Here is a 16,933-nt window from a genome sequence, read left to right as displayed (position 1 = left end):
GTTACTAACAACAGGCGACTGATAGCTGAGGTCTGACAATGCATAAAATATTTTTAGATATAAATCAGAAAATAAAAATGAAAAGATATTTCAAAAAATTGTTCATCATATTACCAATTTTGGTAGCAACTAGTAGTTGCCAAGATTATGATAAATTATTACCAAACCCAAACGTAGCCAGTGAAAGCAATACAATTCCACCTGAATATTTATTAGGCAGAATAACGTATGATATGTATGCTGGGGGTGGGGTAGTAGATGGAAGACCTGGAAACGTTTCTGAACAACCTTTCGACCAAGCTCATCGTTGGAATCAATTTATTGTTTCTAATAATTTATATTACGGAGGAAAGAACACTTATGACTGGTCGGTAACGGCTACGCCTTATGGTATGTTGAAAAATGCCATTAAGATGGAAGAACAAGCGTTGAAAACCTTAGGTACTAAAACAAATGCCTACGCAGCGGTTGCAAAGTTTGTGCGTGCTTATACAGCTGTTTGGCTTACACAACGTTTAGGCGATGTGCCGATGAGCCAAGCAGGACAGGGGCTTGATAACCTTACGCCAAAATATGATGCACAAAAAGATATTTACATCAGTGCTTTACAATTGTTAGAAGATGCCAATGCCGACTTCACGAGCTTAATTGCTAATAGTACGCAAGCCAGTGTTTTAGCAGGAGATATTCTATTGGGTAATGACATCAAAAAATGGCAAAAAGCTGTCAATACGTATAAGCTAAGAGTATTGATTTCATTAAGTAAAAGAGCTGACGATACGCCTGAATTGGGTATCAAACAAAAATTTGCTGATATTATCAACAACCCAACGAAGTACCCAATAATGGGAAGTAATGCTGATAACATGATTTTTACTTTCAATTCAGCCTATAACACTTATCCGCATACCCCTAAAGACGGTAATAATAACTACCAAAACATAGGTTCGACATACTTGAAATTGACAACTGTTAATGCTGACCCAAGAACGTTTATCGTAGCGACTCCTGCACCAGCAGAGCTTGCTAAAGGAAAAACAATAGGAGATTTCTCAGCTTATGTTGGTTCTGATATTTCTGATGCTGTAGCCGATTTATTTACCAATTCTACGGCGGGTAAGTACTCATTTACCAACTTTAACCGCTATTATGGCTCAGTAGTGGGGCCAGAACCTTATATCCTTATGGGTTATTCTGAAATGAATTTTAATATTGCAGAAGGTATCAATCGTGGTTGGGCAACAGGCGATGCCGCTGCTTATTATACAAAAGGTATCAATGCATCATTAGCATTTTATGGATTATCAGAAGGAGCTACTTTGACAATAGGTGACTTGACGGGTAAGACATTAGGAAACGTGAATGTATCAATTGCTAATTTTCTAACAAACCCTAATGTTGTTTACAAAGGCAATAATACAGATGGTTTAGAACAAATTTTAAATCAAAAGTATATTTCATTCTTCCAAAATTCAGGTTGGGAGGCATTCTATAACCAACGCAGAACGGGCTATCCTAAAACATTCATTACTGCGGGTAGTGGTATCAATTCGGTAGGTAAAGTACCTCTTCGTTGGTTGTATCCAGTAGATGAATCAACTTATAATCCAGAAAATTATACAAAAGCATTAACACAATTTGGTGGTAAAGACGATATTTATGCGCCAATGTGGTTGTTGAAATAATCTATTTTTATAAAGATTTACAAGAGAAAACTCGTGGTAAAACAGTTTTCTCTTGTAGCATTTTACAGGATGATGTTAAAGAAATTATTTTGCTTTATGTTTTTTTTGATGGCTATTTATCCGTTAAAGGCTCAAGAAATAGCCTCTGAATATCCGAAGGTAGTTGGTTATATGAGTATTGTACATCCAATGGTTACGGCTTATCAAAACGAAACTGTTTATAATTTCAATAACGATTATACTGTGGGTTTCCCTGTTGGAATCAATATTCTAAAAAGTGATAGAATCGGGTTTAGTTTCGAAATAACACCCTTTGTCAAAGTTGCCAATGGTAATAGCGCTGTAAGTAATATGTTATTTCATCCTGGTATTATTTTACGTTACCCAAAAGGATTTAGCATTAACAACCGCCTTGCTTTTGAAACAAGCGGACGCTTTGGATATACGGCTGTTTTTAGTAAAGTAATAGTAAGAACCAAGATGAATAATTTTTTTGTGGCAATACCACTGCCACTTCGTTTCGGAAATAATAAATCTGCATCTATAGGAATGGGCTTACAAATGGGTATTACCTTTTAATAGAGATTAGTTTCTTTAAAAATAATCAAATTCAATCTTTCAAAACATGAAAAAAATTCTTTTTATCCTTTGTTTATTTACCGTAGTAACAAAGTCATTTTCACAAGATAGTGCTGTGGTTTTTAACCCTAAACGTCAGATTAAATTAGAAGGCGGAAGCAATTTTCGTGACTTAGGGGGGTATCCAGCGGCTAACAAAAAGCACGTAAAATGGGGGCATATTTTCCGTTCTGCTGATGTAAGCAAATTAACAGATAATGATTTAGCTACTTTGTCAAACCTACAACTTGCTACAGTGTGTGATTTGCGTGGACCAGATGAATTGAAAACGAATCCAGACCGTTTGCCTGTTGGTGTAAATTATATTAATCTACCCGCAGGAAGCGAGAAAGTACAGTCTGGTCTTAATTACGCTATCTTGAACCGTGATTCATTAATGAATTCATTTTATGCTAATACTACCTTTTTGAAGGCAAAATATAAGCCAATGTTCGAGCAATTGTTGGTATTACCTAATGATAAATCATTGATGTTCCACTGTACTGCTGGCAAAGACCGTACTGGTATGGGAGCAGCCTTGATACTTTCTGCATTAGGTGTTGATAAAAAATATATTGTGGCAGACTATGCCGCTACGAATGTTTTTTGGAAAGATACTCGCGAAAAAATGCTACAGGCTATGGCAAAAAATGATGCTGCTATGACTGCCATGAAACCAATGTTGGCGGCTAATCCTAACTACATCAATACTTTTTTTAATACGATAGACAAACAGTATGGCTCAATGGAAAACTTCCTAGAAAAGGAAATGGAGTTGGACAAAGAGGATATTAAAAAGTTGAAAAAATTGTACTTGGAGTAATAGTTAGTGAGTTAGTGAATTGTGAGTTAGTGAATTAGTGACTCTTGAGTTGTGAGTTATCATTTCCTGACATACTTGCAAGATTTAATTCTAATAAACTCTTTAATATACTTATCAAAAAGGGGTGTTGTTTTGCAACATCCCTTTTTAATTGTTATGCTCTCTAGTCCTGAAATAGCGATACAACTCAAAACTCACTAACTCACAACTAACTCAATCACTAACTCACAACTCAAGACTCACTCAATCACTAACTGTTAATAATACATTAAACTAACTAAACAGCAAAGCAATCCAAATCTTCTTAGTAATTTTGAAACTTAATTGAAGGCTGAGTGATTATTGACATTATAAATCAAAATAGAAAGCCATAATACTGAGGTGAAGTTTATTGAATGTGAGAATATTATTCACAAATCACTCATTCACTCAATTGATAAAAAATGACGAAAAGAACTTACTATTCCCTTATTCTGATACTTGGTAGCTTAACGGCCTTAGCCCCTTTTTCTATTGATATGTATTTGCCGGGTTTTCCGGCCATTGCCAAAGATTTAGACACAACTCCTGCGAAAGTATCGCTTACACTATCAGGTTTTTTCATTGGTATTTCAGCAGGACAACTACTTTATGGGCCCTTGCTCGACCATTTTGGCAGAAAGAAACCATTATACTTTGGTCTCTCGTTATATATATTGGCTTCTATAGCGTGTATTTGGGTTAAAAATATCGATAGCCTAATTGTACTTAGATTCATTGAGGCCATTGGTGCTTGTGTGGCTACAGTTGCTTCAGTAGCGATGGTACGCGACCTTTTCCCTGTGCAAGATAGTGCCAAAGTATTTTCTTTATTGATGTTGGTGTTGGGTGTATCGCCAATGGTAGCACCTACAGTAGGGGGAATCGTTACCGCTAATTTTGGATGGCAGGCCGTTTTTATTATTTTAAGTGTAATCGGTGCTGTACTTTTATTAGCAGTAATACTTTGGTTACCTAATAGTTTTAAACCAGATCCTTCACATTCATTAAAACCTGAGCCTATCATCCGTGATTTTATTTCGGTTATTGTAGAGCCACAGTTTTATACGTATGCCTTAACAGGTGCCATCTCTTTTGCAGGCTTATTCGCTTACGTTTCTGGCTCACCTATGATATTCATGAGCGTCTTTAAGGTAAACGAACAAGTATATGGTTGGATATTTGCCTTCTTGTCTATAGGTTTTATTGGCGCTAGTCAGTTAAATAATTTGGTGCTTCGTAGGTTCAAGAGTGAGCAAATTATTCCTGTAGCCCTTCGAACTCAGTTATTAATAGGAATTGTTTTCTTGATTGCCTCGTATAACGATTGGCTTAATTTAGGTATCACTATTTTTATGCTTTTCCTATTTCTTTCTTGTATTGGTTTTGCCAATCCGAACATGGCTGCTCTTTCATTAGCACCGTTTTCAAAAAATGCAGGAACAGCATCAGCTTTGATGGGAGCGATACAAATGGGAATGGGTTCACTGATTTCAGTAGTAATTAGTATGTTCGACGAACCATCTACATTACCCATGATAGCCGCTATGGCAGGGTCGGCATCAATCGCTAATATTGTATATTTAGTAGGCAAAAGAACAATTAAGCACGAAGTGGAGGTTGGTGAAAACGCGGAGGCTGGATTAGTGCATTAGAATTTGTCAAAGACTTAGACTTAAAAATTATTTAAGATATTCCCTGTATCGGTAACCCTTGCGGTTACCGTTTATTGTATCAATCAGTCGGTAACCGTAAAGGTAACCGCTACGTAGTCTACCTATAGTTAATCACATTATTAAGCTCCAAAATTATAGCAAAACTACCGCTTAATAAAAATCGACCTACTTTCTGACTGATTCTTTGTTGGTTATTACATTATTATTCTATGTTTGTAATGCCAATTCACTACTACAAAAAATAGACATCCGCAGTTAAATGGGGGACGAATGACTATATACATATATGAATATGTATTATATCTCCTAAAAGTTTCAAAGACCACTTCTTTAAATAAGCCACGTTCACAAAGAGTTTGAGCAAATTGTTGAAAACAAACTTCTTTTATTTTAATTGATCTTATGAGTTATCATGACGTATAATGTATTCATAAAAATGCTAAAAACGTCATGTTATAGATTTATGCATCTTAAAACAATTAAAACATAAAAACATGGAAACCTTAGAACTATTGAGATTGGCTACAATTGAAACAGAATCAAGAGCTTTGAAATCTTCTAGCATAGAGATTTTGAACTACAAACCTGATATTAAAAAAAGCAAAATATTATTAACCCAACAGGGAACGGCAACATTATTTATGGCTAAAAAAGGAGAACCGCTGTTGGATGAAATATACAAATACCTAAAGTTAGGTGTTGGTACTGAACAAACCATTGTTGAAAAATTTATCAAACAATTTAGTGACATCAAAGAAATAGCACTGGAAGAGGCAGTACTCTTACAAAAAAAGCAAAATTTGCTTGCCTCTGTCAGATATGGAGGAAAAACATTGTTAGAAGGTTTTTTTATACCTGAAAAAATTAAAGTAGTCGGAGCATCCTTTCCCTATAATGGCGGAGGAATTTTAGAAGAAGGCTTTAAATTAATACAACATTATAGCAAAGAAAATTTAAAAGAAGAGCTTCAATGTTTTATTGTGTTGCATGAGCCTAATTTAACGAAAGCCGAAGCAGATATTCTTAAACAATTACCTGAAAACCAATTTGAGTTAAATATTGGTACCAATCCAAAAGGTTTTGCTACTGCTTTAATTGCCATTGCCGCAGCGGTTAGTCTGGCTACTGGTATTTGTTGCCCTCATAGAAATGAAGATTTTGTGATACCAAACTATGCTTTTGACCCTTACGAAGTTCATTTACCCGATGCCGTTTTAAAGCAAATCTCAGTGTCGGCTGCTGCCTCAGAAATATTAAAGATTCGCAGAAACTTTCTAGTTCATAAATATTAAGATAGTTGTTTGATGGATATTTATGAATATATCATCCTCTTATTCTTTTCGTCTTGGCTTGTATTAACCGTTATTTTTCATTTTCCATTAACGGGTAATTACAAGCTGAGACTCAAAGACCCCTTTGGTATTATTCCTGATTGGCGTTTTTTCTGTCCGACGCCTATCAAGAATAACTATCATATTTTATGTCGAGAGTTTTTGAGTAATGGCGAAAGTGTTGCTTGGCGTGAAATACAAATAATACCCCCTAGAAGGTTACTAGATGCTCTCTGGAATCCAGGGCGAAAAACCAGAAAATCATTCTTGGATATCACTATTGAGTTGGCTGATGTAGCCACTACAAACAGGGATGAAGAAAATGTAATAGTTGGTTCAATTGCGTATTTAACGATACTCAACTACGTTACCCAAGCCAACAACAATGACAAATGCCTGTTCATACAGTTTGCTTTGATGACAAGCTGTTCTATCAACAAGCTTGAAAAATCAGAATTGTTATTATTATCAAAACTACATTTAATCAAAGATGAGCATTCAACTAGAAATACTGAGTCTGACAAGGTTAATCTGTGGTATCTGTAGTGTTGTTTATGCCCTTGAAAAACTGTTATATAAAAAGCCAACGCATGATTTATTGAGTTGGGAGGTATTACAATTAAGGCATCCTATTTTTGTAAAAATGCCTATATTCAACAAACTATGTGATGAAAAAGGAATAAAAATAATAACCATCGTTTTTCTTATTTCCTCAATAACTTCTATCGTTACTAACATCGAGCTAATATTGATTTTCTGCTATTTTATGATGGCAATGTGTCTGTTGATTTTTTCAGCGAGAAGTGCTTATGGTATGGATGGTTCTGACCAAGTAATCTTCATCATTGCTACTTGTTTGTTCTTTATCTACCTCCACAATACCGTTATCATAAGACATATGGCATTTACATTTATTACATTACAGCTACTATTTAGCTATTTTATCTCAGGTTACGCAAAACTGACTGCCAAAGTGTGGAGGAATGGCGAAGCATTAGTTGGCATTATGGGAAATGATATTTATGGTAATGAGAATGTATATACGTTGCTGTCCCAAAATATTAGAATATCACAAGTATTATCGTGGGTCGTTTTTGGTTGGGAGGCGCTATTTTTTATCTGCATATTTTGCAATCAACATGTATTTATCTGTTTTATCATGGTTGGCTTCTTATTCCATTTAACGAATGCCATCGTGATGGGCTTAAATACCTTTTTTCTTGCTTTTGTAGCTTGCTATTTCCCTTTGATACATTGCTATTTACTCATTCATAACGATGCTGTATTTAGTTTTCAAGTATTGGGTTATCAAGTTTTTATTGTTTGAAGAAGGTTTTTGTCACAAACTTAGATAAAGGCAAAAAAGACTTATTTATCCAACTCATTACTTGTTCAAAGCATACCATTACTTATTACTTAAATCTAAAATTATTATATTGTGTAGATTCATAAATTTCTACAGCATATTTTTAAAAATTCATTATAAATTTTTATTTTTATGTAAGCGTTTCTTTAGATTAATCTGTTCTACACTAAAAAAAAAGATATATGGATATCTATAATGATAATGAAAGATTTATTTCGATTCTGTCCGACTATGGCTTCAAAGTGACATTTGGCAATGAAACGGATACTACTTTTTTAAAGAAGGCATTACAAGCATTAATCAGCTCTAATCTATCAATAAGAGAAATTAAATTTTTCAAAAATGAAATATCAGCTATCACAGTTGACAGCAGAAGTGGCATTTATGATATAGCTTGTGTTGATGAAAATGGAAATCATTTTATTGTAGAGATGCAATTGAGTGAATATCCTGAATTTATTCAGCGAATGAAATTTTATGCTTTACATCGTTTTAATACGATGGTAAAAAAAGGAGCATATAAATTTGAGAACCTGCCTAAGATATATTGTATCGGTATTTTAGCAAAAAATATTTTCCCTTTAATTGAAGATTATCATAATATAGCAGTACTAAGAAATCATAAAAATGAAATTATTGATAATCAAATGGCGTTTGTAACATTAGAGTTAAGTAAATTCACAAAGCAGTTATTTGACATACAAACAGATTTGGATAAACTGATTTATACAATGAAAAATTTACATACTGTTACAGATACCTCTCAATTTCCTACTTTTTGGGATGAAGAGTGGCTTAAAAAAGCCATTCATGAAGTAGATTTGCGGGCTATGACGGCAGAACAAAAACTTGCCTATGAAATGGCTATTTCTGCAAATGCCTTAGCAGTAAAAAATGAAAATAAAAAAATTGAAGAAATTCGTTTGGCTGATAAAAAGGAAGCCATTAAGAAAGCCCTAAAATATGGTAAACTTTCAATTGAAGAAATAGCAGATTACAATAATATTTCTATTGATTTTGTTCTTGCTGTTCAGAATGAAACATCAAATATTTAAACGATAATTAAATTTTTCAAAATAAAAGAATCGAGTATGCTAATGATATTACCCTTAGCATACTCGATTCTTTTATTTAACAATTACTTACCCAATATTATCAATATCAAAAGGTAAAGTTCTGATTCTTTTGCCTGTTAAATTATAAATAGCATTGCAAAGGGCAGGAGCGAAAGGCGGTAGCCCCGGTTCGCCTACACCACCCGGTGCTTCTTCGTTATTAATAATATGCACTTCTGTTTTAGGCATTTCACTAAACCTCAAAACATTGTATTGATGGAAATTGCTTTGTTCAGCCATACCATCTTTGAAGGTAATACCGTTTTTGATAGCAGCTGTCAATCCCATCACGATATTCCCGTCAGTTTGTGCTTTTATATTATCAGGATTTACGGTCATACCGCAGTCGATTACCGAAACTACTTTGTCTATTTTTACTCCTTTTCCATTCTTGGAAACCGTTACGGCATGGGCGACAATAGTGCCAAAAGAGCGAGCAATGGCAATACCTATCGCTTGGTTTTCTGGGAGTTTCTGGTGATAATCAGCTTTCTTGGCTAAAGTTTGTAATACTCTAGTAAATCTTGAAGCATCTGCCAACATATCCAAACGAAAAGCCAATGGGTCTATATTAGCAGCATGAGCTAACTCGTCAATAAAAGATTCTTGTCCGAAAGCAGTAGTAGAAGAATATACCGAACGCCACCAAAGAATAGGAATATCAGTTTCTGCTAAATGGAAACTAGCTTTTCTATTGGTAAAATCATAAGGACTATCTTCGGTATTAGCCGTTTCAATCGCCCAATCGTCTGGTGCATTTTTCAATGGATTACCAAATACTTGATGCTGAATAGAGCTACCTACAATTTTATGATTCAAAGCCACAACATTACCTTTTGCATCTAAGCCACCTTGCATGGCTGATAGCATACCGGGGCGGAATGGTCCTTGTGTAGTATCGTCTTCGCGTGTCCAAATTACTTTTACAGGAGCTTTGATTTGTTTTGACAAATTAGCCGCTTCCATTACGTAATCAAAATAGGCTTTTCTTCCGAAAGCACCGCCCATAAATGGCACATTTACTTTTACATTTTCGGGCTTGATGTTCAAATACTGAGCTAATTGTGTAATCAATCCATCTGGCCCTTGAATAGGTGCCCAAACTTCTACTTTATCACCCTGTACCCACACTGTAGCATTTTCAGGTTCAAGCGGGGCATGAGCTAAGAATGGTGTTTCGTACTGAGCTTCTATCTTTTTATTGGCTCCTTCGAAACCTTTGTTAAAGTCGCCAACTTTTTCTTTTTTATACTCCTGCCCTTCAGTTTTGGCTAAAGTACGTAAGTTTTCAAAGTAGGCATCCGTAGAAATTTTATCAGAACCCTGAGCATCCCAAGTGATTTTCAAGGCTCTTCGTCCTTTCAATGCTCCCCAATAGGTATCGGCTACCACTGCTACCGTTTCTACAGCTTTGTGTGGCATCTTACGTTCTGATTTCAGCACGTGTTTTACGCCTTTTACCTTCATCGCTGCCGAACTATCAAAGTTTACAACTTTGCCATGAATAGTTGGTGAGCGTTCGATACTAGCAAACAACATTCCTGGAATATCTGAATCTATCCCAAAAACAGCTGTTCCATTTACCTTTGAGGGAATCTCTGGACGAGGTACTGATTTTCCCAACAGTCTAAAATCTTTTGAATGCTTTAGCTTTGGGTTTTTAGGCACTTCTAATTTAGAGGCCTCTTCTACCAATTCACCGTACGTATAAGATTTTCCTGAGGGCTTATGAAAAACCTTGCCAGTTTGGGCATAGCATTCTGAAGTAGGTACTTGCCATTTTTTACTGGCAGCTGTAATCAACATTTCTTTTACGGCAGCCCCTGCCTTACGCATTGGAAGCCAGCGTGTACGAACCGAAGAAGACCCGCCAGAAAGTTGAGCACCATATTTTCCTTGACCGTCAGTGTTACGGATTTCTACTTGGTCTAAGGTTACTTCCAATTCTTCGGCAATCAATAAAGGAAGCGATTGGTAAGTACCTTGTCCCATATCAGGGCGTGCATTGAAAAGAATAATCTTGCCATCATCATTAATCAAAATGTATGGATCCAATTCTATTCCTAATGCAGCGGTAGTAGTATCAATCTTATGGATGTTTTCTGCTTTCCCGAGGGAAGAAAAAGAAAAGCCTATTGCCAATATCGTACTGGCTTTTATGAAGTCTCTACGAGAGTTATTCTGTGTCATGTTCGTGTGGTTTAAAGATTACTTACCAGTAGAGTTTGTTCCTTCGTGCATCAATTCAGCTGCTCTATGGATAGCCTTACGAATACGTGGATAAGTACCACAACGACAAATATTACCCGACATCGCATCATCTATTTCTGAATCTGTAGGATTACTTTTTTCTTTTAATAATGCCACAGCCGACATAATTTGCCCTGACTGACAGTAACCACATTGTGGCACTTGTTCTTCAATCCATGCTTTCTGAACAGCACTGTCGGTATTGGCTGAAATGCCTTCGATAGTAGTTATTTTGTTTGTCGCCTTTACTGTTGAGATAGGCGTTGAACAAGAACGAATAGGCTGACCGTCTAAATGAACAGTGCAAGCACCGCAAAGTGCCATTCCACAACCAAATTTAGTGCCTTTCAATCCGACATAATCGCGGATAACCCACAAAAGGGGAGTGTCGGCATCAGCATCTACATTATACTTTTTGCCGTTTACTAATAGATTATACTTTGCCATATTTTTAATTTATTAAATCGTTATTTTGCTTTCGGTCTTCGGATGTCGGTATTCGGATATCGGTATTCGGATATCGGTATTCGGATGTCAGATATTGATTTTCTAGATTGATTTTAGCCTTCTGTTTAGAACTAAATAACCTATATCCGACATCTGAAAACTGATAGCTGAAAACCTAGATTGATTTTAGCCTTCTGTTTAGAACTAAATAACCTATATCCGCCATCTGAAAACTGATAGCTGAAAGCCGAAGACCGACATCCGATAGCTATTCTACTCCATAAGCCATTATCTTATTTTTTAAGAAAGTCGGGATGATTAATAGTTTTTTGCTTGGAATATATTCAAAATCAGCGGTGTTTACTTTTGCATCAACAAAGTCGAGTAATAATTGTGTTTTTCCTTCTGTGTTGATATGCCAAACTTTTCCTCTCCATTCAGAAGCAAAATATCCTTTTTTGCCATCTGTTAAAATACCATCAATACCGCCCATTCCTTCTGCAATCGTTGAAAATTGTTGTGACTGTAAATCATAAGCCAATATTTTACCATCACCATTGCCAGCAATCAACTTGCCATTTTCAAAGAATAATCCATTGGGACTTTTCAATGGTGCTCCTTCTACTACTTTTACAATCTGCCCTTTGTCTAATTTCCAAAGTCTATCCGAACGCATATCTGTAAAATAAACAATTTTGTTTTTCGTATCTACACCAATATCGTTCAAGAATTTAGCATCTGGCACATCGTATTTGTTCAATACTTTTCCAGACTTCGCATCGATTTCTACCAATTTAAAAATCTCGGTAACATACAGTTTGCCATCCAAAAAGCCCAAGCCTTTAGTGGATTGCAAGTTTTCTGTAAATTTCTGTTGTGTAACCTTTCCATTCAAATCTACTTTAGCAATATAACTGTTTGAGTTAGTAGCGGCTGGCCCACCGTTGATACAAGAAACAAACACTGTTTTTGATTTAGGCTCAAACAAGATAGACTCAGGCGTAAGCAAGCTGGTAGTATCGCTTTCCCACAACTTTTTAAGTGTTACTTGTGAAAACGAAGAATTTATGGACAATACAAAAACGAAAAGTAAACTTAAACGGAATATATTTTTCATGTTTTGACGATTTAAAAATTAGAGATAAATAAATGTTCTTAGATAGTATAAAAATAGTACTTTAAAATGATTTACTTGTCTGTTTTTAGATGATTGCTTACAAATATTTGCTAAACAGAATTTGTATAGGTAAAAAGCCCATTAAATAACTCATTGAAAAAGTATAGAAGAGTCATTTTCTCTTAATTCGATGTTTTTAACTTCTGGGAACACCCCTCTGTCGAGTTTATCATTATTAAACAAGATAGATGAGTTCGCATTGTTTGATGTAATAGTATATTGCTTCATGAAAGTAGCTAAACTATTATTATGCGTTTTGGCGAAATATCCTTGAAAACGCATCTTTTCGTCAAATTCCTGTTTATTTGCTATAGGTGCTACTCGTTTCCATTTTTTACCAAAATAAAAAAACAGAACATCTCCCTCACAGCATTCTAAATAGAAGTTATTATTATGATGAACAAAATAACTTCTATTGGCAATACAACCAGCTTTAAAAATAATCAAATCATAATCAGTTTCGTTTTTTATGGAAACCATTTGCGGATTATTCTTTTCCTGAGTATCGGTATATTCTTCAAGGTTGCCTATATTTAGATTCCAAACTAAATCTTGCCCATTGATGAGATTTTCAATTTCTTCCCCTTTTTTTAACTCATGTTTAAATAATAACTTTTGATACTCTTGAATTTGCAGGATATAGTACGAATTAGCGGGTATTTTAATTTTCGTATCCTGTTGTTTTTCTTCATAACTACTTGGAACTTGAAAAGTTTGAGAGGGAGGATTATAGCTACTACTACTGCTCGAAGAATGATCTGAACAAGAACTCATTCGCACGATATTTACTAAAATAACAATTACCCAATATACCCAATTATAACTTTTGTTTGTCTCGTTGTCATGATGAGTATTATGATAATTATCTGAATATATTTGATGGTTCTTTGAAATAACCTCTTGGAGTGATTCATCACAAATGGTTTGATTTAATTGTGTGCTGATTTCATAAGTCCATTCTTTATCCTTACGTTGTATTGCTACTGTGTATCCGATGACGCTATGGCAATACTTATTACGTATCTCTTCAAAATAAGCCGGTAAATTATTCAAAAAGTCTGTCCATGTTGGGGAAGTAATGAAATCGAAGGCCTCTTTGTTAGTCCTGAGGTTTGGAGAACTTATGGCTTCATCGATGTCTTCTATTATTTGTATAATCTCAAGATAGAGATAGTCATAAACGGCATAGCTATATTTTTCATCAAAAGTATTTAGTAAATCAAATACTGCTTCATGTTTTTCAAAAAGCCTTTTTCTGAAATTCAGTTTAACATATTCCAAGGCAGCTTCTTGGATAGTATTTTGAAGAAAATCATTTGAAGGGTAATCCTGCAATAATTCATTTAACGAATCCGCAGGAAAAATAAATCTTGTAGGGTTTTCTAACCAATCCAGAATAGGTTTACGCTTGAAAATTTCTTTTTGAAGCGATAAATTATCTACTTCCTTGAGTTGGTCAATTATTTTCAGTACTTCATCTTTCGTATAAGATTTATCATTTAACTTGATACTAATGTCTGTACTCAAGCTAAATTCTGCTAATATTTTCTTCCTTAGTCTGTTTATATCTTCAACTACAAGCTCATCGGGTTCAATATTTAAACTGTCAAGTATGTGGAGTGGTGATTGATATGGCATAGTTGTTAAAAAGTGATTGAGGTATTTATCTTACTAAATAGTTATTAGAAAATAGCGATTGGTGAACGGTTCGCTATTTTTTTGTCGTGTCAAGTATCTAATTGGCAGTTATTAAAAATGAACGAAACATTGCTTAAATGGTATTGATTACTATGTTTGGCTAAATGTCATCCAAGCCCCGTTCCTTTAATTTTGGTTTCTAATATCTCAGAATTTTTTGTCAAGCCTGCAAGTACCATCAATACATTTCTTAAATCTGTGTAATCTTGCCTTTCAAGGGCTTTTTCACCACGGTTGATTTCTTTTTTTGCAGCACCATAATCAGTATATTCCTCAGGGGATAATGAGGAATAGATATGGTAAAAATGCACAAGTAAAGTAGGAGTATATAAAATAATATTATTTACTAACCTTAAGGTTTTTTGATAATGTCCTTCTATTAAATAATAATTATTACTACGCATGATTTTGATTTCTTCTTCTTTAATTTTGGTAGCATCAACTTGATATTTTTGGGGTATATCATCTATGTTTTGCAACCATGCTTGCAAGGTCTCCATCAAATCATAATATTTCTCTTTGATTTGAAAGATTCTATTGTTTACTGTACCATTGGTATAGAGTTCTTTTGCTAGTTTTCTTTTTGCCTCATATAGCTGATATTTTTCATCGGTATAAAAATCTGCCTTCAATGTTTTTGCTTGTACATACAAATCCCTCGCTTGTTCTACTTTATTTTGCAGATGAGCCGCCAACTCAAATTCCTCATTTTTTACCGCTTTGCTTAAATCTAGTTCAAGTTGTCCTCTCAACTCATGAATTTCGTCTCTGAGTTTTGCAATACTCACATATCTTTTTGTTGGACTGAATACTTCCTCAAATTGTTGGTCGGTCATACTTAAATGCGTACTGATAGATATATCACGCGATTCGCTCATTTCTATTTTTATCTCCACATCCGACCCTTTCACCAAGTCGCTTACCAATTTTTCAGCCTTTATTTCAATCACACCAATTACTTTATTCGTACTTGGATGTTGATTGGCGTCGCCTTCCATCAAATTAATGATTAAAGAATCATCAGACCCTTTTTTTATGGTACGACTAACTTCACGATAAATCGTTTTAGTAAGTGGAAGGATACTATTTCGAGTAAAAATAACCTGACATTTTGTTGAGTTATTATTCAAATCATCAATCTCAATACAAATGTCCTCTGGTAGTGGTTGCCCATATAAATTAAACAATCCTTGCGAGATATGAATCTCGTCAACTAAGACTTCAATAGGCGTATTTGTATCATCAAAAACTTTTATTTGAAATGAATTGATACAGTTAGGTAACAGTAAAACAAACTCTCCAAACTTAGGGGTGAGTTTTTTTATCCCTGAATCAAAGCCACCATCATTACGCGTAATTCGATAAAACAAACCTTCTTTAAAATTTGTAACGCTTGCAGTGATATACTCTTCGTGGTCCTTAGTCGTAGCTGTATAGCCTGTTTGTATCGTTATATTATCAAAAGACTCTTGCTCAATGATAGTTACTTTTTTTTCAATGCTTGGTTTATTCCCAGCAAAATAAGCAGCACCCACTACAACGGCCGTTGTCGGGTCAGCATTTCTGTTTACTTTGATGTTCGTTTTTTCGGCAATAGTTTCGTAGATATAGGGAATATACGTGCTACCACCAATCATAATAATTTCCTCAATATCCGAAGGTAATAGATGATTCCTGTCTAAAATTACCTCTAACATCAACAATGTAGCATCAACTTTATTGCTGATTACGCTATTCAGTTCTTCTCTACTAATAGTGATGTAAATATCCTCTTCAATCCCATCTGGAGAAGTATAAGCAAATTCAATTTCAGTGCTTAGTCGCGAACTTAGTTCTTTTTTAGCTTCTTCGGCTTTTAATAAAAGTACATGATAAAGCTTCTCATAGATACTATTCTTTGTATGTATATAATCTATTAGTCCTGTGTTTCCTGTTTGGGCTACTAGTTTAGGAATAATAACATTCATTACTAAACCATGATCAAAATCGACGCCTCCTAAATAATTATCTCCCTGATGGTCAAGCACACGTAGCTCGCTATTATCTATTCCTACCAAGGCAACATCAAATGTTCCTCCGCCTAAATCATAAACCAACCATTTACCTGTTTCTTTTTCAGACGCACGATATTTATTGAAAAATGCTAAAGACGCCGCAATAGGCTCTTGTAGCAATACCACTTCTTTAAAACCCGCTTCATAACCTGCCTGTTTAGTGGCATTGCTCTGAATGGTATCAAAACTTGCAGGAATAGTAATGACAACAGCGTTAGGGATTTCACCAGTATGAATGAAATTCTTTAATTCTTTTAATACTAAAGCGGAAAGCTCTATAGGTGACTTGTTTTCGCTGAGCGAAGGAATAAAATAGTTTTCATCAGTACCCATTTTACGTTTAAAACTCGTAAAGACATTTAAAGCATCTTTCAAAAGCCATTCTCTCGCTTTTTCTCCGATGATAGTCCGTTCGCCACGGAAAGCTACACAACTTGGAAGCGTTTCTTTTAAGCCGATAGGATTTTTATAAACTTCAACATTGGCTCCTGTAAAACGAGCAATCAAAGAGTTTGTAGTACCTAAATCTATTCCAAAATTAATTGTTTGCATGGGTAAATTTTAATATATGATTATCTTACTTGTGTATTCTATTTTGTTGAAAATTAATTGTTTATCTAAACAAAGGTGTCCGTAATAAGTCCATCTGTCAGGATGCTAAACGGTGTTGATGAC

13 protein-coding genes are annotated in these 16,933 nt (G+C 34.9%); 8 read left to right on the top strand and 5 right to left on the bottom strand.

What is annotated here, in order from left to right; translation table 11 throughout:
• Window positions 1-77: 77 nt before the first annotated feature.
• The 8 genes from J2Y60_RS15265 to J2Y60_RS15230 all read left to right on the top strand — a co-directional run bounded on the left by J2Y60_RS15265 (window position 78) and on the right by J2Y60_RS15230 (window position 8,572).
• Window positions 78-1,685: a SusD/RagB family nutrient-binding outer membrane lipoprotein gene (locus tag J2Y60_RS15265; RefSeq protein ID WP_309919303.1), complete on the top strand. Its 1,608-nt coding sequence runs from the start codon at window positions 78-80 to the stop codon at window positions 1,683-1,685.
• 96 nt (window positions 1,686-1,781) lie between these two features.
• Window positions 1,782-2,264 carry a hypothetical protein gene (locus J2Y60_RS15260; protein WP_309994678.1) on the top strand — a complete coding sequence of 161 codons (483 nt, stop codon included), beginning with the start codon at window positions 1,782-1,784 and terminating at the stop codon, window positions 2,262-2,264.
• 46 nt (window positions 2,265-2,310) lie between these two features.
• Window positions 2,311-3,126 (top strand): tyrosine-protein phosphatase, encoded by an 816-nt coding sequence (locus J2Y60_RS15255; protein ID WP_309919308.1) that lies wholly within the window; start codon window positions 2,311-2,313, stop codon window positions 3,124-3,126.
• A gap of 443 nt (window positions 3,127-3,569) precedes the next feature.
• On the top strand, window positions 3,570-4,799 hold the full coding sequence (locus J2Y60_RS15250) for a multidrug effflux MFS transporter (protein WP_309919311.1): 1,230 nt from the start codon (window positions 3,570-3,572) through the stop codon (window positions 4,797-4,799).
• A 515-nt stretch (window positions 4,800-5,314) separates the two neighbouring features.
• Entirely contained in the window at window positions 5,315-6,112 is a 798-nt protein-coding gene (locus tag J2Y60_RS15245; protein WP_309919314.1) for a hypothetical protein, read from the top strand.
• A gap of 12 nt (window positions 6,113-6,124) precedes the next feature.
• Complete coding sequence (locus tag J2Y60_RS15240) at window positions 6,125-6,697, top strand: hypothetical protein (protein ID WP_309919317.1); 573 nt, start codon at window positions 6,125-6,127, stop codon at window positions 6,695-6,697.
• Window positions 6,642-7,478, top strand: coding sequence for a hypothetical protein (locus tag J2Y60_RS15235; RefSeq protein ID WP_309919320.1), 837 nt, complete (start codon window positions 6,642-6,644; stop codon window positions 7,476-7,478). Before J2Y60_RS15240 ends, J2Y60_RS15235 begins: the two co-directional genes overlap by 56 nt.
• A 221-nt stretch (window positions 7,479-7,699) precedes the next feature.
• Complete coding sequence (locus J2Y60_RS15230; RefSeq protein WP_309919323.1) at window positions 7,700-8,572, top strand: Rpn family recombination-promoting nuclease/putative transposase; 873 nt, start codon at window positions 7,700-7,702, stop codon at window positions 8,570-8,572.
• 87 nt (window positions 8,573-8,659) lie between these two features.
• Here the strand turns inward: J2Y60_RS15230 and J2Y60_RS15225 are convergent, their stop codons facing one another.
• The 5 genes from J2Y60_RS15225 to J2Y60_RS15205 form a co-directional block, all read right to left on the bottom strand.
• Window positions 8,660-10,822 (bottom strand): molybdopterin cofactor-binding domain-containing protein, encoded by a 2,163-nt coding sequence (locus tag J2Y60_RS15225; protein ID WP_309919326.1) that lies wholly within the window; start codon window positions 10,820-10,822, stop codon window positions 8,660-8,662.
• Between the two features lie 18 nt (window positions 10,823-10,840).
• Window positions 10,841-11,329 carry a 2Fe-2S iron-sulfur cluster-binding protein gene (locus J2Y60_RS15220; protein ID WP_309919329.1) on the bottom strand — a complete coding sequence of 163 codons (489 nt, stop codon included), beginning with the start codon at window positions 11,327-11,329 and terminating at the stop codon, window positions 10,841-10,843.
• 268 nt (window positions 11,330-11,597) lie between these two features.
• On the bottom strand, window positions 11,598-12,446 hold the full coding sequence (locus J2Y60_RS15215) for an SMP-30/gluconolactonase/LRE family protein (protein ID WP_309919332.1): 849 nt from the start codon (window positions 12,444-12,446) through the stop codon (window positions 11,598-11,600).
• Between the two features lie 150 nt (window positions 12,447-12,596).
• Window positions 12,597-14,144, bottom strand: a complete 1,548-nt coding sequence (locus J2Y60_RS15210) for a hypothetical protein (protein WP_309919335.1) — start codon at window positions 14,142-14,144, stop codon at window positions 12,597-12,599.
• 167 nt (window positions 14,145-14,311) lie between these two features.
• On the bottom strand, window positions 14,312-16,810 hold the full coding sequence (locus J2Y60_RS15205; RefSeq protein WP_309919338.1) for an Hsp70 family protein: 2,499 nt from the start codon (window positions 16,808-16,810) through the stop codon (window positions 14,312-14,314).
• Window positions 16,811-16,933: the final 123 nt, after the last annotated feature.

The organism is Arcicella sp. BE140 (genome assembly GCF_031456255.1).
GTDB lineage: Bacteria > Bacteroidota > Bacteroidia > Cytophagales > Spirosomataceae > Arcicella > Arcicella aquatica.
The sequence above is the reverse complement of the archived record's forward strand: the minus strand, read 5'-3'. Positions and strand labels throughout refer to the sequence as shown.